Source organism: Paenibacillus harenae (genome assembly GCF_030812415.1).
In the GTDB taxonomy this organism is placed as follows: Bacteria; Bacillota; Bacilli; order Paenibacillales; family Paenibacillaceae; genus Pristimantibacillus; species Pristimantibacillus harenae_A.
In genome coordinates this window covers 177,241-196,932 of record NZ_JAUSST010000004.1, presented here as the reverse complement: position 1 = coordinate 196,932, position 19,692 = coordinate 177,241, and the positions used below count along the sequence as shown (strand labels likewise).

At 52.5% G+C, this 19,692-nt stretch carries 19 protein-coding genes; 8 read left to right on the top strand and 11 right to left on the bottom strand.

Going from position 1 to position 19,692, the window contains the following annotated elements; genetic code table 11:
* The first annotated feature begins 27 nt into the window (after window positions 1-27).
* A complete protein-coding gene (locus tag J2T14_RS15845; protein WP_373458160.1) occupies window positions 28-948 on the top strand; it encodes an AraC family transcriptional regulator in 921 nt (306 codons plus the stop codon).
* A 166-nt stretch (window positions 949-1,114) separates the two neighbouring features.
* Window positions 1,115-2,341, top strand: a complete 1,227-nt coding sequence (locus J2T14_RS15840; RefSeq protein ID WP_307472258.1) for an aspartate aminotransferase family protein — start codon at window positions 1,115-1,117, stop codon at window positions 2,339-2,341.
* A 50-nt stretch (window positions 2,342-2,391) separates the two neighbouring features.
* Here J2T14_RS15840 and J2T14_RS15835 read toward each other — a convergent pair whose 3' ends face one another.
* The 3 genes from J2T14_RS15835 to J2T14_RS15825 are packed head-to-tail and all read right to left on the bottom strand — an operon-like array spanning window position 2,392 to window position 5,120.
* Entirely contained in the window at window positions 2,392-3,723 is a 1,332-nt protein-coding gene (locus J2T14_RS15835) for a multi antimicrobial extrusion protein MatE (protein ID WP_307472256.1), read from the bottom strand.
* On the bottom strand, window positions 3,720-4,361 hold the full coding sequence (locus J2T14_RS15830) for a ThuA domain-containing protein (RefSeq protein WP_307472254.1): 642 nt from the start codon (window positions 4,359-4,361) through the stop codon (window positions 3,720-3,722). Before J2T14_RS15830 ends, J2T14_RS15835 begins: the two co-directional genes overlap by 4 nt.
* Window positions 4,362-4,394: 33 nt before the next feature.
* Window positions 4,395-5,120, bottom strand: coding sequence for an SDR family oxidoreductase (locus tag J2T14_RS15825; RefSeq protein ID WP_307472252.1), 726 nt, complete (start codon window positions 5,118-5,120; stop codon window positions 4,395-4,397).
* Window positions 5,121-5,239: 119 nt separating this feature from the next.
* Here J2T14_RS15825 and J2T14_RS15820 point away from each other — a divergent pair, with 119 nt between their 5' ends.
* Complete coding sequence (locus tag J2T14_RS15820; RefSeq protein ID WP_307200676.1) at window positions 5,240-5,446, top strand: hypothetical protein; 207 nt, start codon at window positions 5,240-5,242, stop codon at window positions 5,444-5,446.
* Window positions 5,447-5,535: 89 nt separating this feature from the next.
* Here the strand turns inward: J2T14_RS15820 and uxaC are convergent, their stop codons facing one another.
* On the bottom strand, window positions 5,536-6,942 hold the full coding sequence (gene uxaC, locus J2T14_RS15815) for a glucuronate isomerase (protein WP_307472251.1): 1,407 nt from the start codon (window positions 6,940-6,942) through the stop codon (window positions 5,536-5,538).
* Window positions 6,943-6,958: 16 nt separating this feature from the next.
* The gene (locus tag J2T14_RS15810) at window positions 6,959-8,254 is read right to left on the bottom strand and encodes a Gfo/Idh/MocA family protein (protein WP_307472249.1); all 1,296 of its coding nucleotides are present in this window, start codon (window positions 8,252-8,254) and stop codon (window positions 6,959-6,961) included.
* A 135-nt stretch (window positions 8,255-8,389) separates the two neighbouring features.
* Between J2T14_RS15810 and J2T14_RS15805 the strand changes: the two genes are divergently transcribed.
* The 4 genes from J2T14_RS15805 to J2T14_RS15790 all read left to right on the top strand — a co-directional run bounded on the left by J2T14_RS15805 (window position 8,390) and on the right by J2T14_RS15790 (window position 12,515).
* The gene (locus J2T14_RS15805; RefSeq protein ID WP_307472247.1) at window positions 8,390-9,250 is read left to right on the top strand and encodes an AraC family transcriptional regulator; all 861 of its coding nucleotides are present in this window, start codon (window positions 8,390-8,392) and stop codon (window positions 9,248-9,250) included.
* Between the two features lie 171 nt (window positions 9,251-9,421).
* Entirely contained in the window at window positions 9,422-10,420 is a 999-nt protein-coding gene (locus J2T14_RS15800) for a Gfo/Idh/MocA family protein (RefSeq protein ID WP_307472243.1), read from the top strand.
* Window positions 10,421-10,461: 41 nt separating this feature from the next.
* Window positions 10,462-11,421, top strand: coding sequence for an AraC family transcriptional regulator (locus J2T14_RS15795; RefSeq protein WP_373458159.1), 960 nt, complete (start codon window positions 10,462-10,464; stop codon window positions 11,419-11,421).
* A gap of 14 nt (window positions 11,422-11,435) precedes the next feature.
* Window positions 11,436-12,515 (top strand): Gfo/Idh/MocA family protein, encoded by a 1,080-nt coding sequence (locus J2T14_RS15790; RefSeq protein WP_307472239.1) that lies wholly within the window; start codon window positions 11,436-11,438, stop codon window positions 12,513-12,515.
* A gap of 275 nt (window positions 12,516-12,790) precedes the next feature.
* Here the strand turns inward: J2T14_RS15790 and J2T14_RS15785 are convergent, their stop codons facing one another.
* The 4 genes from J2T14_RS15785 to J2T14_RS15770 form a co-directional block, all read right to left on the bottom strand.
* Window positions 12,791-13,492: an SDR family oxidoreductase gene (locus tag J2T14_RS15785; protein ID WP_307472237.1), complete on the bottom strand. Its 702-nt coding sequence runs from the start codon at window positions 13,490-13,492 to the stop codon at window positions 12,791-12,793.
* A gap of 42 nt (window positions 13,493-13,534) precedes the next feature.
* On the bottom strand, window positions 13,535-13,987 hold the full coding sequence (locus J2T14_RS15780; protein WP_307472235.1) for a VOC family protein: 453 nt from the start codon (window positions 13,985-13,987) through the stop codon (window positions 13,535-13,537).
* Window positions 13,988-14,124: 137 nt separating this feature from the next.
* Window positions 14,125-15,180, bottom strand: a complete 1,056-nt coding sequence (locus tag J2T14_RS15775; protein ID WP_307472233.1) for a LacI family DNA-binding transcriptional regulator — start codon at window positions 15,178-15,180, stop codon at window positions 14,125-14,127.
* A gap of 91 nt (window positions 15,181-15,271) precedes the next feature.
* The gene (locus J2T14_RS15770) at window positions 15,272-16,468 is read right to left on the bottom strand and encodes a GTP-binding protein (RefSeq protein ID WP_307472231.1); all 1,197 of its coding nucleotides are present in this window, start codon (window positions 16,466-16,468) and stop codon (window positions 15,272-15,274) included.
* A gap of 435 nt (window positions 16,469-16,903) precedes the next feature.
* Here J2T14_RS15770 and J2T14_RS15765 point away from each other — a divergent pair, with 435 nt between their 5' ends.
* Entirely contained in the window at window positions 16,904-17,281 is a 378-nt protein-coding gene (locus J2T14_RS15765) for a hypothetical protein (protein ID WP_307472229.1), read from the top strand.
* A 60-nt stretch (window positions 17,282-17,341) separates the two neighbouring features.
* Here J2T14_RS15765 and J2T14_RS15760 read toward each other — a convergent pair whose 3' ends face one another.
* Both J2T14_RS15760 and J2T14_RS15755 read right to left on the bottom strand, forming a co-directional pair.
* Entirely contained in the window at window positions 17,342-18,415 is a 1,074-nt protein-coding gene (locus tag J2T14_RS15760) for a Gfo/Idh/MocA family protein (RefSeq protein ID WP_307472227.1), read from the bottom strand.
* On the bottom strand, window positions 18,412-19,548 hold the full coding sequence (locus J2T14_RS15755) for a Gfo/Idh/MocA family protein (RefSeq protein ID WP_307472225.1): 1,137 nt from the start codon (window positions 19,546-19,548) through the stop codon (window positions 18,412-18,414). The genes J2T14_RS15760 and J2T14_RS15755 overlap by 4 nt, the downstream gene beginning before the upstream one ends.
* Window positions 19,549-19,692: the final 144 nt, after the last annotated feature.

Here is a 19,692-nt window from a genome sequence, read left to right as displayed (position 1 = left end):
TTTCACCTTTAGCGGGAGGTGTGCGCCTTGCTTGCGATCAATATCGAGATCATGCCAAGAATCCGCCTCGTCGGGTTCATATCCTATAAGAGCCCCTGGCTTCATTTCAAACGCATAACGGACGAATACGTCCTTTATTTCATCAAGAGCGGCGAGCTGCACATGAAGGAAAACGGCCGTTCATTCGTGCTGCGGAAAGGCGATATGTACGTGCTTGAGCCGAACCTGGAGCATGAAGGCACGGAGCATGATCGATGCGATTATTACTATGTACACTTCGAGCATACGGACGTCAGAACGCTGCAGGTTGACGATATGAAGGCGTTGGCCCATTATTTTATCGCCCATCACGATCAGTCGCCGTTTCTGGAACGGAAGCCTTCCCACCCGCTTGTATCCGAGTATGATTGCTGCTTCCCGAAGAGCCATTCGATTACCGACAAAGCAAGATTCCGTAAGGCGCTGCTTGCCATGAACGAAATGCTGCAGCTGTATAGGCGCAAGCATTACAACCACAGCTTGACTGCCTTGCGATTCACGGAGCTGCTGATCGAGCTCTCGCGCGACAACTTTATGGATGAGCTCCAGCGAAATGACCGTTACCCTGCGAAATCGATCGGCAAGGTAAACGGACTGCTCGACTATATTCATCAGAACTATCCTCACAAAATAACGAGCCATCAAATCGAATCCGTCTTCGAAGGCAACTACGACTACTTGAACCGCTGCTTCAATCGGATGACAGGCCAATCCATTACCCGATACGTGAATCAAGTGCGAATCAAGCATGCGAAGGAGCTCATCGAAACGACGGACCTCACCTTTGGCGAGATCGGCTATTTAACCGGATTGAACGATCCCTACTACTTCAGCAAAGTGTTCAAGAAGTATGTCGGCATGCCGCCAAGCCAGTATGCGAAGCGGATCATGGAGGACAATTTTAGATAACATGAAAACGCCGTCAAGCATACAATGGTTGGGCGCGGTTGAAGATAGGCTTCTTGCGGCTTAAAAAAATCATAAAACGGGTTCGTCATTTAATAGAAGAGGGTTGCATATTGATACATGGTAATGTATATTTATACAATATTCTGAATAAGCGGGTGAATGACTCATGCTACAAACAACGGAAACAACAGAAACAACGCAGACGAACGGCTTATTAGCCGAAGCCGATAAATCGATCCTTTTTACAACGAAACGTCCTCATATTATAATGGAGCGCGGCGAAGGCATGTATATGTGGGATACGGAGGGCAAGCGCTATCTTGACTTCATTGCGGGATGGGCCGTTAATGCGCTTGGCCATTCGCCGGCCGTGCTTCGCGATGCGCTTGCCAAGCAATCGGCAACGCTTGTGCATGCAAGCCCGGCTTTCTACAACAAACCGATGATTCAATTCGCCGAGCTGCTGACGAATATTAGCGGCATGGATAAAGCTTTCTTCGCGAGCAGCGGAGCCGAGGCGAACGAAAGCGCTATTAAGCTGGCGCGAAAGCATGGCGCGATTCGTATGAACGGCGCTTACGAGATTATTACGGTAACGAACGGCTTCCATGGACGGACGCTCGCCATGATGTCGGCGACGGGCAAGCCGGAATGGGAGACGTTATTCGCTCCGAAGGTAGACGGATTCAAGCATGTGCCGATCAACGATCTCGATGCTTGCTTCGCTGCCGTCAACAACCATACCTGCGCGATCATGCTGGAGCTCATTCAAGGCGAAGGCGGCGTTAATGCGGTAGATGAAGCCTATCTGTACGGCCTTCGCAAAATATGCGATATGTACGGCATGCCGCTCATTATCGACGAGATTCAGACCGGACTTGGCAGAACCGGCAAGCTGTTCGCCTACGAGCATTACGACATAAAGCCCGATATCCTGACGCTGGGCAAAGCGATCGGCGGCGGCTTTCCGTTATCGGCGATGCTGACGACCGATAAATACGATATTTTCGAGCAAGGGAATCAAGGAGGCACCTACACCGGCTCGCCTCTGGCAATGGCTGCAGGCCATGCGGTCGTACAGGAGATTGTTGCTAGCAATTTGGCACGCAACGCGGAGCTGCAAGGACGATACTTGAAGAGCAAGCTGCAACAACTGTCCAGCGAGCTCCCGGTCTCCGGCATTCGCGGCAAAGGCTTATTGATCGCCTTCGACGTGCCGCAAGGTCTTGGGCCGAAGCTCGTTGACGAATGTCAGGACAACGGCTTGCTCATCAATGCGCTTAAGTCGTCTGTCATCCGCCTCATGCCTGCGTTGATCGTCACGCGGGAGGATATCGACGGGATGATCGCTATCCTGCACCGCGCGTTCAATAAACTCCTAACTTCAGCCTAGTTCGTATAGAAAAGCCGCGCTGCTATTGCTATTGCAGCGCGGCTTTCTTCTTAGCTGTGACGAACAGGAACAGGATCAGCCGGTTTAATAAACCGCAAAGCCAGCGCGACGAATATAAGCTCCGCCGACATGCCGAGCGATTGCGCCCAAGCTCCGATTGACCCGTTCCATTCGGGAGCTACAAGGATACAAGCAATCAACGTGGTGAATGTAATGCTTAAATTGGCGATTTGGGAGCCGATAATGAGCTTCGTTTGCCCGCGCACGAATACAAGCCCATTCATGACATCCAGCCAAGGCATCACAAGGGCAAAGAGCATGAAACTTTGCAGAACCCGGATGCTTTCTTCTTGCAGGCGACCATGAACGCCTATGACATGCTCCAGCAACAAAACGCCTATATCCGTGAAGGCTATGAGCCCCATTAACAGCGCGGGGACGAACCCCAGCATCAGCGTAAATTTACGTACGGCAACCGGGTCGATACGGTAGAAATTGATAACAATTTGATGAAAATAACTGAAAAAGCTGCTGAGCAGCATGACGAGACTGGCAGCGATCGCAAAGGAAGAGATGGCCAGCTCCGCATCCCATGTCTTACCCAGCATCGCATTAATGGCCGGACCGATCCACACTGCGATAAACGAGGAAAACAACAACGGCCGGTAAAAGGAAAAAACATGCTTTTTGTTCTCGATCGGATGATTCTCCAGCCTGTCCGGCATTTTGCGAACCAATAAACGGCCCTCCGCGAAGCTGACTGCCGCCTCGATCATCATGCCGAATAGGAAGATCGCGGCTCCGACAACGCCGCTTGTAACGCCGGTATGGATAAAATAAAGAGAGAGCATATACATGCCGGCCAGCCGGACCGCCATCCCGATGGTTAACCACTTCGTGCGCAAATTATAAATAATAACGCCTTGGTAAAAACAACGAATGCCGGAAAATATACTTACGAACATAAGCACTCTATAGACAAGCAGAACGTCATCGAGATTGTCCTCGCCGACTCCGAACACCCCTTTAAAGATTAACATCCCGAGCGGCGTGTAGCTGATCAATAGTCCCATCGCCATAATGCTGCCAAACACAAGCTGCGCAACGGTAAGCGCCGATTTAAAGGAAATTTGGTCCCGTACGAGCGTAGAGCAGGTCTGCCGCAGCAGAACGGCCGGCCGTTCCGTAATCGCAAGCAGGCTCATCGCAACCGCGTAACCGGCAATAATTCGCTCCGGGTCAGCAGCCCTGCTTAACGTACTATTAATAATAACGTGCGAAATCGTAACTAAGCTCGCCGAAATCCCTAACGGCAGAAAAAAAGACCATAATCGCATCATGCTTATGTCTTGCTGCTTCGGCTGTGACAATGGCTGGTTCATTCGCAGGCTCCAGCCGCCCACTTAGCCGCACTTTTAATGAGCGAGCGATACGCCGGAAGCGCGAAGGAAGGCGCATGATGGCCGGGCATCAGATAGGCAACTCGGCCAAGGCCGTACTTATGGGCCCATGCTGCGGGATAGGACTTGCCATCAATCGTGTATGTCATGAGCAGTTCCGTATCGATGAAGGAATCCATCTCGAACCTATACGGCTCTTCATCCATCTCGAACGGTTCTGCCCCTTCTACCATAACATGCCGGGTATCGGCGTATTGGAAAGTCAGCCGCCGATACGCCGGATGCCCGAGAAACTTCGCGCCGATCAACTGACGCAGCTCGTGCCTGTTCTGCACCGATATGCCGTTATGGATGACGAGCAAGCCTCCTCCTTCTGCGACGAATGCCAACAGTCCCGCAACCTGTGCGTCAGTCAGCTTCTCCTCCCAGCAGTCGGCATACGAGATACATAGATCGTATTGTTCGATCGACTCTTTATGCAGCCGCTCGTAGTCGTCGGTCATCTCCATATGGAAGCCCTCGCCGATTATTGCCCGTAGCTCCTTCTCGATTGCATGAAGCGGATGGTAAGGCGCTCGTTCATTGTCGCCGAACACCAGCGTTCTAATGAGCCCACTCATCGTAAAGATCCCCTTCCTTTCCTACATTTTCAATTACCAGCTCATCGCCGCACCTTTATAATCGACGTATTCACACTCTGCAAGCGTTGGGTCCTGTGCCAGCTTCTCCTCGACCACACGCGTAATCGATGACGCGGACTGCTCCGGCGTCAGCTCTGCCCCGGCATCAAGCTTCCCCTGCATATATGTCTGCACCCAGCCCGGATGCATGACGAGCACGCGGCCGCCTAGCGGCTTCATACCGTTATGAATGAGCTTCGATTGCATATTAAGCGCCGCCTTGGACATGCAGTACGCATACCAGCTATCGCGATAGCAATTGCTTATGCTGCCCGCTTCGGAGGAAATATTCACGATCATTTTCGTCTCGCTCTTCATAAGCAGCGGCATGAACGATCGGCTCATGTGCAAGCTGCCTAGCGTGTTGACATTGAACACGTCCATCATTTCCGTGTAATTAAGCGTATCCGTCATTTTCGCCTGAATATCGCCGAGTATCGCCGCATTGTTGAATAGCAAATCCAACTGTCCCGCACGATCCGAAACGCTGCTTACCGCTCCGGCAACGCTTTCATCGCTCGATACATCTAGCTGTACAATATGCACCCGCTCTCCGTACCGCTGCCGCAACTCGGTCAGTCCCTGCGTGTCCATGGCATATTGACCGGCGAATACCGTATGGCCTTTGCTAAGCCATACCGATGTCAGCGCCAGCCCTACACCGCGATCCGCGCCCGATACAAACACCATTTTCCCCATCCCTGCACTCTCCCTGCCTTTAACTATGTGGTTAAACCTCTAAATTGTCGAATGTTGGATAAGCAGCCCCGCATACGCTATTACGATTGTATCGTGCATCTTAGCAGGAGGCCACTCTATTGAGAAAGCGAAGCGTCCGCGCAAAGGAATTCACCGTCTACGTCATTCCCGCCTGGAAGTGGAGGGAGTTTATCGCCTTCGAGCTTATCGGCGGGTTCGCCTTTTATTTCGTATGCAAAAAAACGGCTAACTCCGAGCTCTTCGGCATTGCCGCTAATATAGCAGGCCCGCAAATGCTCAAATATATGACCAGCCTGTACCGCTGAGTTCCCATCAATTAGCCTGCTATGCGCAAAAAACGTTCCGCACTCACGCTCGTCGGATCGATGGGCGGGAGCTCGAAACGTTCTTTTATTTAAAATCCGAAATATTGCTTCGCATTGCGATATGAAATGTTCTGCACCATATCCCCCAGCAATTCAAGGTCACCCGGCGCCTCGCCGTTCTCGACCCATTCGCCGAGCAGGTTGCACAGAATCCGGCGGAAATACTCATGCCGCGTATAGGACAAGAAGCTGCGCGAATCCGTCAGCATGCCGACGAAGCGGCTCAGCAAACCAAGGTTAGCCAAGGCGTTCATCTGATCAAGCATGCCGTTCTTCGTATCGTTGAACCACCACGCCGAGCCGAGCTGGATTTTGCCGGGTACGCCGCCGCCTTGATAGCAGCCGATCAACGCGCCAAGCACGTCGTTGTCGTTCGCATTGAGCGAATAAACGATCGTCTTCGGCAGCAGGTCGTCCGAATCTAATGCGTCGAGCAGACGGGACAGCGGGTAAGCAACCTTGCTGTCGTTAATCGCGTCGAAGCCCGTATCCGGCCCGAGCTTGCCGAACATGCGCGCGTTGTTGTTGCGCGCCGCGTTGATATGCAGCTGCATCGCCCAGCCGCGCTGCGCATATAGACGGCCAAGGAACAGAAGCGTATACGTCTTGTACTTCTTCTCGTCCTCTAAGCTTACTTGCTCGCCTTGCAGCGCCCTTTCGAATATAGCTGCCGCTTCTTCCTTCGTTGTCTCCGCGTAAGCTACATAGTCGAGCGCATGGTCGGACACTTTGCAGCCGACCTCGTCGAAGAACTTCACGCGATCAGCAAGCGCGTCCAGTAGCGCGTCGTAGCTGTCGATCGAACGTGCGGACACCTCCGCCAGCTGTTTGATCCATGGCAAGTACGTCGCCCGGTTGATCTCAAGCGCCTTGTCGGGACGGAACGACGGCAGCACTTGCACGTCGAAGTCTTCCAAGCCTTTGATCGCGATATGATACTCCAGCGAGTCGACGGGATCATCCGTCGTACAGATGACCTCGACGCTCGACATCTTGATCAAATCACGCGCTTTGAAGTTGCCAGTCGCAAGCTTCGCATTCACCTTCTCCCAGATCGCAGGCGCATTCTTCTCATTAATAAGCTCCTGCACGTCGAAGAATCGGCGCAGCTCAAGATGCGACCATTGGTACAGCGGGTTGCCGATCGTCTGCGGAACGGTTTTCGCCCATGCGGCGAAACGCTCGTAATCGGTAGCGCCTTCGCCGCCGGTTACAAGCCTTTCCTCCGCGCCGTTCGCACGCATCGCGCGCCACTTGTAATGATCGCCGTATAGCCAAGCTTCCGTAATGTTCGCGAAGCTCGTATTTTCGAATATTTGTTGCGGGCTTAGATGACAGTGATAATCGATAATTGGCATTTGCTTCGCATAATCGTGATAAAGTGTAACGGCCGTCTCGTTCGATAACAAGAAGTTGTCGTCCATAAAAGGCTTCATTCCAGTTCCCCCATAATCACTTTTTGTAAAAATGAACCAAATCGTCGATCTGTACCGCCTGCCCCGTCTGAATGGAGCGATTGGCCGCGATTCCCGTCAAGATCGACCTCGCGCCGTCTATATGATTGGCAGCCCGATTCCACTTATCCTCCACCGGCGTACCGAACAGATCGTTCAGCAGCACCGGATCTCCGCCGCCATGGCCGCCGACGCCCTCTTCAACGTCGACCTCGTAAGACGCTCCGAACATCGGGTACACCCTTATCGACTTGTCCTTCAACGCGCCCTCATCCGATTTTTTGCCGCCGGAATTCACGTAGGACTGCTCGACAATGTTCATTTCGATGCGGCCTTTCGTGCCGTTGAACGCGATCCGGTAGCCTTCCCATGGCAAGTAAGCGTTTAACGAATACGTCATGATCGCGTTGTTCTTATAGCGGACAAGCACACCCATCGTATCTTCGATATTGATGCCGTCACCGAACACGCTTTGATCGCGCCGGTAGCCGTCCTCGTGCTCGGCGTCCAGGTACATCGATTTCAAATGGTCATTTTTATCCAAGTGTAGCGCAAAAGGATCGTTCTCGGCAATCGGATTGCCCGTCGCGCGCTCATAAAATTTCGTTTCGCCGCGCTGCTCGGCATTCTCGCGACCGTAGAACAGCAAATCGCCGAAGGCGAACACCGATTCCGGCTGCGAATCGATCCAGAAGTTAACGAGGTCGAAGTGATGCGTCGACTTATGGACGAGCAAGCCGCCGCTGTTCCCCTTGTTGCGATGCCATCTGCGGAAGTAGTCGGCTCCGTGCTGCGTATTGAGCAGCCATTCGAAGTGTACGGAAGTGACTTTGCCGATCGCCCCGCTTGCAATCAATTCTCTCGCCTTCGTATGATGCGGAGCATAGCGATAGTTGAAGGTTACGCGCACATTGCGGCCCGTACGCTCCACCGCATCCAGGATTTCCTGGCATTTCTTCGCGTCCACCGTCATCGGCTTCTCCGTTACGACATCGCAGCCAAGCTCCAAAGCGCGAATGATATACGTATGATGCGTTCGATCCATGCTCGTTACGATAACGGCGTCGGGCTTCTCGACTACGATCATGCGGTCGAACTCATCCGACTTATACGTGTTCACGGCGTTGTAACTATATTTTTCGGTCAAAATGCGGTTTGCGTAGTTCATGCGGGTCTGGTTAATATCGCAAAACGCAGTCAGCTCGGACGTTTCCTTGAAATCGGTTGCAAGCGCACCGTAAAAAAATTCGGCCCTGCCGCCGCTACCTACCAATACATAACGTTTCTTCGTCAATTGAATCGTCCTCCTCTTGTTATCTTGCTATTATTTTAGCGCATGGGAGTGCTATAATTCTCTTCATATCCTGCTTATTTTCAAAAAAACACCGCATATCTTGCGCTTTAACATCCATTTAGGGGGCTGGAGAATATGCCAACGACCGAACAAGAACCGTTCTACTACAGCTTTGGCGACACGCCGGCGTTTTACGTCGAATACATGAAGCGTTCGGAAGCGTTCACCATGGGCGTCGACCATTATCACGCTTATTACGAAATCTATTACATGCTGTCGGGTAGACGTCTGTACTTTATCCGCGATCGTTCGTACGCCGTCGAGCAAGGCGATCTGGTGTTCATTCCGAAGCATGAGCTTCATAAAACCATGCATGCGGGCGAAGCCGCTCATGAGCGCGTCATCATTCACTTCGACGATGCTACTATAGAGAAATGGTCAGAGAAGCACGCAGACTATCTGCTCAGCCCCTTCCGCCAGGCCAGCCCGATCGTTCGGCTTCCGCGCGCCGAGCAATTTGCTGCCGAGCAGCTCATTCGTCGCTTGCTCGCGGAAATATCGGGCAAGGCTACAGGCTACGAGCTTATTCCCGGTCCGGCCGTCGCCGAGCTGCTGCTTATGGCTTCACGATATACAGAGAAGCACGATACGGCTCCGCTGCAGCATGAGACGCCGATGCACGAGAAAATATCAGAGATCGTAAGGCATATTAACGCCAACTACGCCGAACCGCTACGTCTTGGCGATCTATCCGAGCGTTTCTTCATTAGTCCCTACTATTTAAGCCGCATGTTCAAGGAAATTACGGGCTTTGCTTTCTCGGACTACGTCGTCTTGACGCGCATTAAGGAAGCGCAGCGTTTGCTGCGCGAAACGGATAACTCGATCTCGGATATCGCCGCTGCCGCAGGCTTCGAGAACTTCTCACATTTTGGCAAAATGTTCAAAAAAATCGCCCGACAATCGCCGCGAGACTACCGGAAGCAGCATAAATAAATCAAAGCGGCTGCATTTGCGCATTAAGTAACATTGTCGTAATATTGCACATAAAAGGTCATAAAATTACACTAATAATAAGAAAATAAATGTGTTACATTTAGCTTGTTGTCACAAATTTATATATTCATGCAATCCAAACGACTGCTGAATGCATTGAGAGGTGAATGTATGATTCGGATAGGTAAAATCAGTTATTGGCATGTTCATGCATGGGACTACACGAAGCAAGCGCAAGAGCATCCGGGTACGGTTATCGCGGCCGTATGGGACGAGATTCCCGAACGCGGACGGCAAGCTGCCGAGAAGCAAGGCGTTCCATTCTACGAGAATCTGGACGACATGTTGGCGAGGGACGACATTGATGCCGTTATCGTCGACGCTCCGACTTCGATGCATGTCGAAGTCATGGTGAAGGCGGCGAGGGCAGGCAAACATATTTTCACAGAGAAAGTGATTGCCCCGACTCTAAAGGAAACGAACGTTATTCTAGACGAAGTAGCGAATAACAAAGTGAAGCTTACCGTATCGCTGCCTCGCCTGAATGATGGATATACGCTCGCGATTCGCGATATTTTGGAACGGAAGCTGCTCGGCAAGCTGACGCTTGTGCGGACGCGTCTCTCCCATAATGGCGCGATTGCGGACTGGTTGCCAAGCCACTTCTACAACCTGGAGCAATGTGGCGGCGGCGCTCTTATCGATCTGGGCTGCCATCCGATGTACCTCGCCAGACTGTTCCTTGGCGAGATGCCGACCGAAGTATCCGCCACGTTCAGCTACTTGACGGGCAAGGAAGTGGAAGATAACGCCGTATCCGTTCTGACGACTCCATCGGGTGCGATCGGGATTGCGGAAGCCGGCTTCGTGAACAGCCATTCGCCATTCACCATTGAAGTGCATGGCACGGAAGGTACGCTGCTGTACGGTACGCCTAACAGCGAGCTGCTGCTTCGCACGAATGGTGCGAGCGGAGAGCATGCCGACAAGTGGACGAAGATCTCGTTGCCTAACAATCGTGAAAGCGCATTCGACCAGTGGGTCGGTCACATCAATAACGGTACGCAAGCCGACGAGAACATTCGCTTGGCTACTGACCTTACGAAGCTAATGGAAGCGTCGAACCGCTCGGCGCAGGAGCGCAGAACGATCTTGATCAGCGAACTTTAGCTAATAGAAGAATGGCTCTGGCTGCAGAGGAGGAGATGGTTTTGCCGAGCTTCCCGTACGAAATGATGAGAGAACGCGAGGATGCGCTGGAGCGGCTCGAGCTGCATATTAGATGGGGACGGTACGATATCCATGTGCTGCGGTTTCACCTCACCCATTTTCCGGCTGGCAGAATTATCGGCTTTCATAAGCACGCGGAATACGAATTCCATTTCATTCCGCAAGGCAGAGGCAAAGTTATTATTATCGATCAGGAGTACGCGCTGAAGGCTGGATTATTTTACTTAACCGGTCCCGAGGTGATGCATTATCAAGAGGCGGATAAGATCGAGCCTATGGACGAGCTTTGCCTCCATGTCGATATTATCGATCGCAGTCTTGAGCGGAGCGAGCCGGTTGACGTGTATGACGATTGGGAGGATGCGGAGGCACAGGCTTGCGTCGAAAAGCTGAAGACGCTCCCCGCCTTCCCGACCTCCGATCTTCATGAGGCGATGCCCTGTTTCCTTGATGCTTACAGGGCATATAAGGACAACTTTACAGGCAGCTACACGACCATTAAGCAAAATGTCATCCAAATTCTGCTGCGGGCCGTTCGCGCTTATGAGACGGCAAGCGAGCAGAAGCAATTCCCGACCCGCGATATGAAGGCTTATCGGTATCGGCTGGCGATGGAATATATTCATGCCAACTATGCGGGTTCGATTACGCTGGAGGATGTTGCCGACAAGCTTAATCTCGGCGTAAGGCAAATTCAGCGGTTGTTCAAAGAGCTGCATAACGGGCAATCGTTCAGTCGTATACTGGAAGACATTCGATTGGCGGCAGTGTGCCGGGAGCTCGCCAACACCGAGTTATCCGTGGAGCAGATCGCGAAGAACGCCGGCTTTGCCGCCGGCAACTATTTGCACAGCGTATTTCGCAAGCGTTATGGAATGACGCCTTCCGACTATCGTAAGACGGGACGCCAGACCGTAACGACTTTAAAAACCCCATTTTGAGGAGGCTAATTATTATGTCACGTACTTACCGAATTGCAATTGTAGGCTGCGGCGGTATCGCCAACGGCAAGCATATGCCGGCTTTGAGCAAGCTGAAAAATATTGAAATGGTCGCATTCTGCGACATCGTGGAAGAACGCGCTGTGGAAGCGTCCGCGAAGTACGGTGCTGAAGGGGCGCTAGTATACACGAACTACAAAGAATTGCTAAGAGACGCTACCATCGACGTCGTCCATGTCTGTACGCCGAACGATTCCCATGCCGATATTGCGATTGACGCCCTCGAGGCAGGCAAGCATGTCATGAGCGAGAAGCCGATGGCGAAGACGGCTCATGACGCGCAGCGCATGGTCGATGCGGCGAAACGTACGGGCAAGAAGCTGACGGTCGGCTACAACAACCGCTTCCGTACGGACAGCCAGCACTTGAAGAAAATTTGCGAGCAAGGCGAGCTTGGCGAGATCTACTTCGCGAAGGCGCACGCGATTCGTCGCCGTGCCGTACCGACTTGGGGCGTATTCCTTGACGAAGAGAAACAAGGCGGCGGCCCGCTTATCGATATCGGTACCCATGCGCTCGACCTTACGCTGTGGATGATGAACAACTACAAGCCGAAAGTCGTGCTCGGCACCTCGTACCACAAGCTGTCGCAACGCGAGAACGCGGCTAACGCATGGGGCCCTTGGGATCCTGCCAAGTTCACGGTAGAAGATTCCGCATTCGGCATGATCGTTATGGAGAACGGCGCTACGATCTCTCTCGAATCGAGCTGGGCGCTCAACACGCTTGAAGTCGACGAGGCAAAATGTACGCTTTCCGGCACGGAAGGCGGAGCCGACATGAAGGACGGCCTTCGCATTAACGGCGAGAAGCATAGCCGCTTGTTCACGACGGAGATTGACTTGAAAGCCGGCGGAGTTGCCTTCTACGATGGCGCTACGGAGAGAGACATCGATCTCGAGATGAGAATGTGGATCAAAGCGATCGACGAGGATACCGAGCCTGTCGTCACGCCCGAGCAAGCATTCGTCGTCTCGCAAATATTGGAAGCTATTTACGAATCGGCTAAGACCGGCAAAGCGGTTTACCTATAGTTCTTACAACGCCAGGCAGAAGCAACCTTCTGCCTGGCTTTTTTTTGATGTTGATATCCTGCTCCTGCTCCAACATCTTCTCGACCAACTCGCCACGCCGATCACACTCTGTAAGGTCACCTGAGTTCATACAGCGCGAACTCCTTGGTTACTCCGGCGCTGTAAGGTCACATACGCTCTTTCCGCATCCTTAACGTCCACCCGGCCACCCGAAATAAATGAAAAAGCCCTTGTAAGCACAATATGTGCTTCCAAGGACTCTCCCTATCAAATAGCTACAAGCGCATCGGCACACCGCGATGATCGATAAAGAGCGCCCCGCCTTCTGCCGTCGTCTGTCTCTCCGCCAAATCCAATATCCCGTGCGCCGATTCCTCGGCGTTGCCGGGCGCTTGCTCGCCGCCCATGTCGGTCCGGATCCAGCCCGGATGCACGGCATGAACGAGCATCCCTTGCGGCCCAAGCTCCGCACGAAGCTGGGCAGAAAACATATTTAGCGCAGATTTCGACAGCGCATACGAATAATCGCCGCCGTAAGCGCCGGCGGAGCTGCCCGCTTCCGAACTAATGTTGATAACCGCTTGCCGCTCGCCCTTCCGAAGTAGCGGCAAGAAATGCTTGAGCACGAGTATCGGACCGTATAGATTCGTCTGGAAAGACTGTTCCAACTGTTCCAGATCGAGCTGCTCCAGCTTCTGATTCCTTCCGAGCAGAATAGCCGCGCTATTGATAATGACATCGATCCCCTCGAAGCGGACCGCCGCTTGTTCGCTTGCATATCGGATCGAGTTCTCGTCAGCAACGTCGATTGGCAATATCGTAACCCGATCTCCATATTGCTCGATCAATGGCTGCAGTTGCTCGACGGATGAACCCGGCCCTCTCACGCCGGCCAGAACCGCATGGCCGCGCGCGCATGCTTCCCGCGCCAGAGCTAGGCCAAGACCTCGATTCGCCCCCGTAATCAGTATTCGCATTTCGTAGTCGTCCACCCTTCTATTCAAATCGTCCATCGTTTTTTACTTATCGTTTTCGAGCAGCTCCAGCATCACTTTCAGCTGCTTGAACGTATCCATATAGGCGTAACGGCCTCCCGTATACTCTCCCTTTTGCACAAGAGGCATGCCGTTTTGCTCCATCAAGGCGATCTTCTCTTTCATGCCTTCCACGACAAAAGCAATATGATGAGGCCCTTCGCCATGCGCATTCAAATGATCCCTCCAGGTGCTCGGATGCTCGTCTGGCTCGATGAGCTCGAGCTGAAGCGCACCCATATCGAAGAAGGCCAGCTTCGCCCGGGCAACGGACGATTCGCCTTTATATTCGGTTTGCGCCTTGTCTACCGTATCCGTCCAGAACCAGTCTGGCTTTTCCACGCCAAAAAACTGCGCGTAAGCATCCGAGGTTGCGTCTATGTCATGCACCAATAGGCCGATCTGAGTAATGGTACGATTGCCCAAAATATTATTCATGGTTATCATTCCCCTTTTCGATTGAGTGCAAATAGGCAAATCCAACTTGCCGTTTTCATTACATAAGCATCCCCCCTTATAAGCGCTTATCGAGTGAACACGCGTTTATATGAAGCGTAGAAGAAGCGCCTCCCCCTTTATGAAGAAGAAGGCGCTCGACATGATTCGCGTACGACAAGCGACGTCGGCGTTGCTATTTGCATGAAAGATTCGCTTCCGTTCTCGATGCCGTCAATTAACGTGCGGGTCAGCTCATCCATCATAGCCGAGAAGTCGACGCGAACCGTCGTCAGCGGCGGATTGAATCTGGCGCTCAGGCTATGATCGTCGAATCCCGCCACCGAAATATCGTCCGGTACGCGCAAGCCCGCTTCCTCAAAGGCACGTATAGCGCCGAAGGCCACGCTGTCGTTTGCGGCGAAGATTGCCGTTGGCAGCTCGCTTCCAAGCTTAAGCAGCTCCTTGATCGCAGCATAACCGCTCTGCTCATGGAAGTCGCCCGGCATGATCCATTGCTGCACGATCGGCAGTCTGTTGCGCTTCATGGCCGACTTGAATCCGTTCCACTTCGATGGTCCTGAATGCCGAAGCATATCGCCCTTAATCATCCCGATACGCGTATGTCCCAGACTAGCCAAATAATCGATGACCATTCCTACGCCCGCTTCGTTATCGAAGTTGAAAACGAGCCGGTTCGTTTCTCGCCTGCCGGGCACAAGCTGATCGACGATTGCCACCATGAACCCCTCGGCAATAAGCTCTTCAATGATCGGTTCTTCGTTGGCGGCGCCGATGAAGATGCCCCCGTCTATCCGGCGCTGATAGAAGCATTCCTTCACGGCTCTCGCTTCATCTTGGCGCTTCGGATCGCGTACGATATGCGTCAAGACGAAGTAGCCGTGCCTCGACGCGCTCTCGATTACTTTCGCCAGCAGCAGGCTGGAAATTAAATCGCTTGACACGTCGCCCGAATCGATCATGAACAGGCCTATCGTTCTTGTTTTCTTCCCGGCCAGCACTTGAGCGGATAGGTTCGGAAAATAATTGTATTGCTCGATAACCTGGAGCACCTTCTGCTTCGTATGCTCCGGAACGTTCGAATAATTGTTAATGACACGGCTTACCGTGCTTCTCGATACGCCAGCTAATCTGGCAATTTCCGTACTGTTCATTTCCTTGCCAAGCTTGCCCAAGCCTTTGTCCCTCTTCCTGTAAACACGCGTTTATACCTTTATGTTAGCAACGATTGCAACTGCTGTCAAACGCCAATTCATATGTCTCCGCTTATCCTGCACTCGGAAAATCATCCTCTAGCTTGCTCCAATCCAATGTCAGCTCCGTATCGCTAAGCAGGCAATCGTCGAGCGAGCGGATAAGCTTCTTCGGATCCAGCTCAATGCCGATGAACACAAGCTTGTTCGTTCGGTCCCCGTAAACGTCATCCCATTTATCCGCGAGCTCCTTCTCCTCCTGCAGAATAACCGCTCTTTCGGCTAGCGGCAGCGCGGCCACCCAATATCCCGCCGGTCCGAATTGGATAGAAGGGCCTGCTTGGCTTAAGTTTTGAGCCATCGTGTCGCGTGTAGCCAGCCATACGATTCCTTTGGCTCTTACGACTTCCTCCGGCCAATTTTCCATCCACTCCATTAATCGCTGCGGATGGAACGGTCTCACTCGTTCATAGACGAAGGAAGATATGCCGTACTCCTCCGTCTCCGGCGTATGGGCCGGCGCTTCCATCTCCTTGATCCATCCGGCAGAACGGCTCGCCTCTTCAAAGTCAAACAACGAGGTATGCAAGATCTCCTTCGGATCGATACGGCCTTTTGTAGTCCGTATCAGCTTGGCTCGCGGTTGAAGCGCGCGCAATACGCCTTCCAGCTCCTCTAAATCCTCTTCCGCAACGAGATCGCATTTGTTAAGGATAAGCACATCGCAAAATTCGATCTGATCGATGAGCAGATCGACGACTGAGCGCGTATCATCCTCGGAAGCCGCTTGGCTTCGCTCCAGCAGCGATTCTCCCGAGGAATAATCATGCCAGAAGCTGTAGGCGTCGACGACCGTAACCATGCAATCCAAATTGCATAACCTCGATAGATCGATCCCTTGTTCCTCGTCCAAATAGGTGAATGTTTGCGCTACGGGCACCGGTTCGCTTACACCCGTCGATTCGATCAAAATATAATCGAACCGCTTCTCCATCGCCAGCTTCTCGACTTCCCTAAGCAGATCCTCGCGCAGCGTACAGCAAATGCAGCCATTCGACATTTCAACGAGCTTCTCGTCCGTTCGCGACAGCCCGCCTCCGCCTTGAATCAAGTCGGCATCGATATTGACCTCGCTCAGATCGTTGACGATTACGGCAACTTTTAACCCGTCCCGGTTGTTCAGCACATGGTTCATAATCGTCGTTTTTCCCGCGCCCAAATAACCGCTAAGCACCGTCACTGGAATTTTTGTATCGCTTCTTTTGCTCATATGTAATGCCTCGTTTCTATTCATGATTATACCGTAATCATTACGATTGTATGCCGAAAGAAAAACCGATCGGTATCGGCATTCTTTTATTCGTAATTATTACGATTAAATGAGTATAACAGGCCGTTTTGCTCTCGTCAATGCATAACAAAAAGACTGTATGAAGTCACATATCCAATCCATAAACCTTTTAGATGCATACTCTATTAGGAAGCTAATGCTAGATTAATAGAGGACGGTGGCGGAAGGGGATTTAATAAGCAATCAAACTGCTCTACCAAGAACCGGGGGTGTCACCCTAAAAAGCAGGTATGCCCTGCTAAAAAACGCGTGACGAAATGCGTAAAACGGCCGGTGAAAAAAATATGCTTCTGCAAAAAGAATACCTGCGGCTGCAATTCGGCGTTCAGAGCTATAGCCAACGCGGTCCAGCCCGTGCCTGGTCCAGGAGGCAACCCGTTCCCTCAAGTATTGTACGGTTTGGAACAATTCGATCTCAACGGTGAATATGATCCCGCAACATCGACGTTTACTCCGAGAAGAAGCGGCGTATATTCTATTCATGCAAGCGTAAGTTTCGACAGCAACGCGACTGTAGCGGTGAATGTCGGAATAGTCATCCGGGCAAACAACGATCCTATTCTGACGGATTCAGAAACGTTCCCGTTCGGCGACGGAGTAATTGATGCGGGCGGAATTGTCCGGCTGCAAGCCGGCGATCGAGTACAGGTCTTTTTCACAATTAGCGGAACTGCAGGCGGCAACATTGAAGCAAGCTTAGAAACGCGTTTTGATGGTGCACGAATCGGTTAATTCACAATAAGTAGGCCGCAAGCGATCCAGCCGCTTGCGGCCTTACTTTTATAAGGCGAATTACTCGACCTTCACCGCTTGCTTCTGTGCGATCAGGCAAAGCTCGGCTGCCTTGAACGTATGCTCCTGCGACATCGCGAGCTCCGTGCCGTTCAAGCAATCGATGATGAGTTGGCCAAAGTACGGAAAGCCTACTTGTCCGCCTACCTGCATCCGCTGCTCGCCGTCTCCGTTGACCAAATACACTTGGTCTCCCTTGGATTCCCGTGCAATATCGACATACTTGCGGAGCTCGATATAGCCTTCCGTGCCCATAATGAGCATGCGGCCATCGCCCCAAGTGCCGAGCCCGCTCGGCGTGAACCAGTCGACGCGGAAATAACCCGTTGCGCCGTTCTCGCCGACAAGCGACATATCGCCGAAGTCTTCAAGCTCCGGATAGTTCTTATTGTTGTAATTGGCTACCTTGCTGTTCACGACCGTCGCATTCCGGTTACCGGTGAAGAACAAGAACTGTTCTACTTGATGAGAGCCGATATCGCATAAAATGCCGCCGTACTTCTCCTTCTGGAAAAACCACTCCGGACGGGAAGGCGCATTCAGCCGGTGCGGTCCGAGACCGATGACCTGCAGCACTCTGCCGATCGCTCCTTGCTCGATCAACTGTCCGGCGAACAAGGCGCTTTCCACATGCAGCCGCTCACTATAATAGACGGCATATTTTTTGCCCGTCTCAGCAGCGGCCTGACGTGCGTCTTCAAGCTGCTCAAGCGTCGTGAATGGCGCTTTATCGGTGAAGTAATGTTTCCCGGCACGCATAACCCGGACGCCAAGCGGCCCCCGCTCCGACGTCACCGCCGCCGCTGCAACAAGCTGCACCTGCGAGTCGTCCAATATTTGCTGGAGCGATTCCGCCGCTTGAGCCTGCGGATACGACTTCAAGAAAGCTTCCACTCGTGCAGGCACGGTATCGTATACCCATTTCAACTCGCCGCCCGCTTCAAGCAGTCCATTGCACATGCCGTATATATGTCCATGATCCAAGCTGACCGCCGCGAAAACGAACTGTCCCGGCTCAGCCACCCGATTGGGCTTTCCTTTAGGGGCGTAATTCATGCCGTCGGCTTTGCTCATTTGGATGCCACTTCCTTCTTGAATTTCGAATTAGCCATACGTTCCTGCAAGTACTCGTAGAACTTTTCCTCATCGATCGGCAAGTCCACCCAATTATCCGTCCAAGTAGACAGCAGCATGGCATTGGACAGCATCAATCCTTTAATGCCTTCCTCGCCAGGCGCAATAAGCGGCTCATCGCGCAGAATCGCGTTGACCCAGTTTTGCGTGATGCCCTTGTGATCCGGGTAGCTGCCTTCAACCGGTATGTCCATCATCCAGCATTCCGGCTGACCGAAGCCGCCCTTGTAGGCGCGATTGAATTCCGGTTCGGAGACGCGCAGTCTCCAGAACGTGAGCTTATTGTCTTCAATGACGATTTTGCCGCGGTCGCCGCTGATTTCCAGCCTGTTCGTGCCTGGCGCTTCTCCCGTCGTCGTTACGAACACGCCCGTTGCCCCGTTCTCGTATTCGACGAATGCCGTTACGTCATCCTCTACCTCGATATCGCGATGCTTGCCGAAGTAACAGAAAGCCCGGACGCGCGTCGGCATCATGCCAATCGTCCATTGCCACAGATCTAGCTGATGCGGGTCTTGGTTAAGCAGCACGCCGCCGCCTTCGCCTGCCCATGTCGCGCGCCAAGTGCCCGAATCGTAATAGCTTTGGGAACGATACCAGTTCGTAATAATCCAATTCGTACGTTTAATTTCGCCGAGCTCGCCGGAATCGATCAAGTCCTTCAATTTCACGTAGAGCGGGTTCGTGCGTTGATTGTACATCATGCTGAACTTCGCGTTCGTCTTGCGGCTTGCGTCATTCATCTCGCGCACCTGCTTCGTATAAACGCCGGCGGGCTTCTCGCAGAGCACATGCAAGCCGCGTTCGAAGCAAGCGATTGCAAGCTCGGGATGCGAGAAATGCGGGGTCGCGATGAGGATACCGTCAACAAGACCGGAATCCATCATTTCGTACGGATCCGCGAATAAGGCAACCTGATCGCCAAGCTGCTCCTTCGCCCATCCAAGGCTCGCCGGCACGCTGTCGCTGACCGCCGTCAGGACGACGCCGCTTACCTCGCCTTTTTTCAAATAGCCGATATGTCCTTTGCCCATATTGCCAAGTCCGATAATGCCCAGTCGTACCGTTTGCATCCGTCATATCCCCTTTATGTTCGTTTACTTGAATCGTACCACTTCATAACAATAACGGCTTCATTGGCATTAGCTTGAATACGCTTTAATTTGACTCTGGTTGGTGTATAATGAGTTTATTTACGACAGGGGGATTCGTTGAGC

What these genes read in the sequence shown, in the direction of transcription:
- J2T14_RS15840 (WP_307472258.1), top strand. Translation starts at nt 1,115, where the DNA reads ATGCTACAAACAACGGAAACAACAGAAACAACGCAGACGAACGGCTTA.
- J2T14_RS15835 (WP_307472256.1), bottom strand. Translation starts at nt 3,723, where the DNA reads ATGAACCAGCCATTGTCACAGCCGAAGCAGCAAGACATAAGCATGATG.
- J2T14_RS15830 (WP_307472254.1), bottom strand. Translation starts at nt 4,361, where the DNA reads ATGAGTGGGCTCATTAGAACGCTGGTGTTCGGCGACAATGAACGAGCG.
- J2T14_RS15825 (WP_307472252.1), bottom strand. Translation starts at nt 5,120, where the DNA reads ATGGGGAAAATGGTGTTTGTATCGGGCGCGGATCGCGGTGTAGGGCTG.
- uxaC (WP_307472251.1), bottom strand. Translation starts at nt 6,942, where the DNA reads ATGAAGCCTTTTATGGACGACAACTTCTTGTTATCGAACGAGACGGCC.
- J2T14_RS15805 (WP_307472247.1), top strand. Translation starts at nt 8,390, where the DNA reads ATGCCAACGACCGAACAAGAACCGTTCTACTACAGCTTTGGCGACACG.
- J2T14_RS15800 (WP_307472243.1), top strand. Translation starts at nt 9,422, where the DNA reads ATGATTCGGATAGGTAAAATCAGTTATTGGCATGTTCATGCATGGGAC.
- J2T14_RS15790 (WP_307472239.1), top strand. Translation starts at nt 11,436, where the DNA reads ATGTCACGTACTTACCGAATTGCAATTGTAGGCTGCGGCGGTATCGCC.
- J2T14_RS15785 (WP_307472237.1), bottom strand. Translation starts at nt 13,492, where the DNA reads ATGCGAATACTGATTACGGGGGCGAATCGAGGTCTTGGCCTAGCTCTG.
- J2T14_RS15780 (WP_307472235.1), bottom strand. Translation starts at nt 13,987, where the DNA reads ATGAATAATATTTTGGGCAATCGTACCATTACTCAGATCGGCCTATTG.
- J2T14_RS15770 (WP_307472231.1), bottom strand. Translation starts at nt 16,468, where the DNA reads ATGAGCAAAAGAAGCGATACAAAAATTCCAGTGACGGTGCTTAGCGGT.
- J2T14_RS15760 (WP_307472227.1), bottom strand. Translation starts at nt 18,415, where the DNA reads ATGAGCAAAGCCGACGGCATGAATTACGCCCCTAAAGGAAAGCCCAAT.
- J2T14_RS15755 (WP_307472225.1), bottom strand. Translation starts at nt 19,548, where the DNA reads ATGCAAACGGTACGACTGGGCATTATCGGACTTGGCAATATGGGCAAA.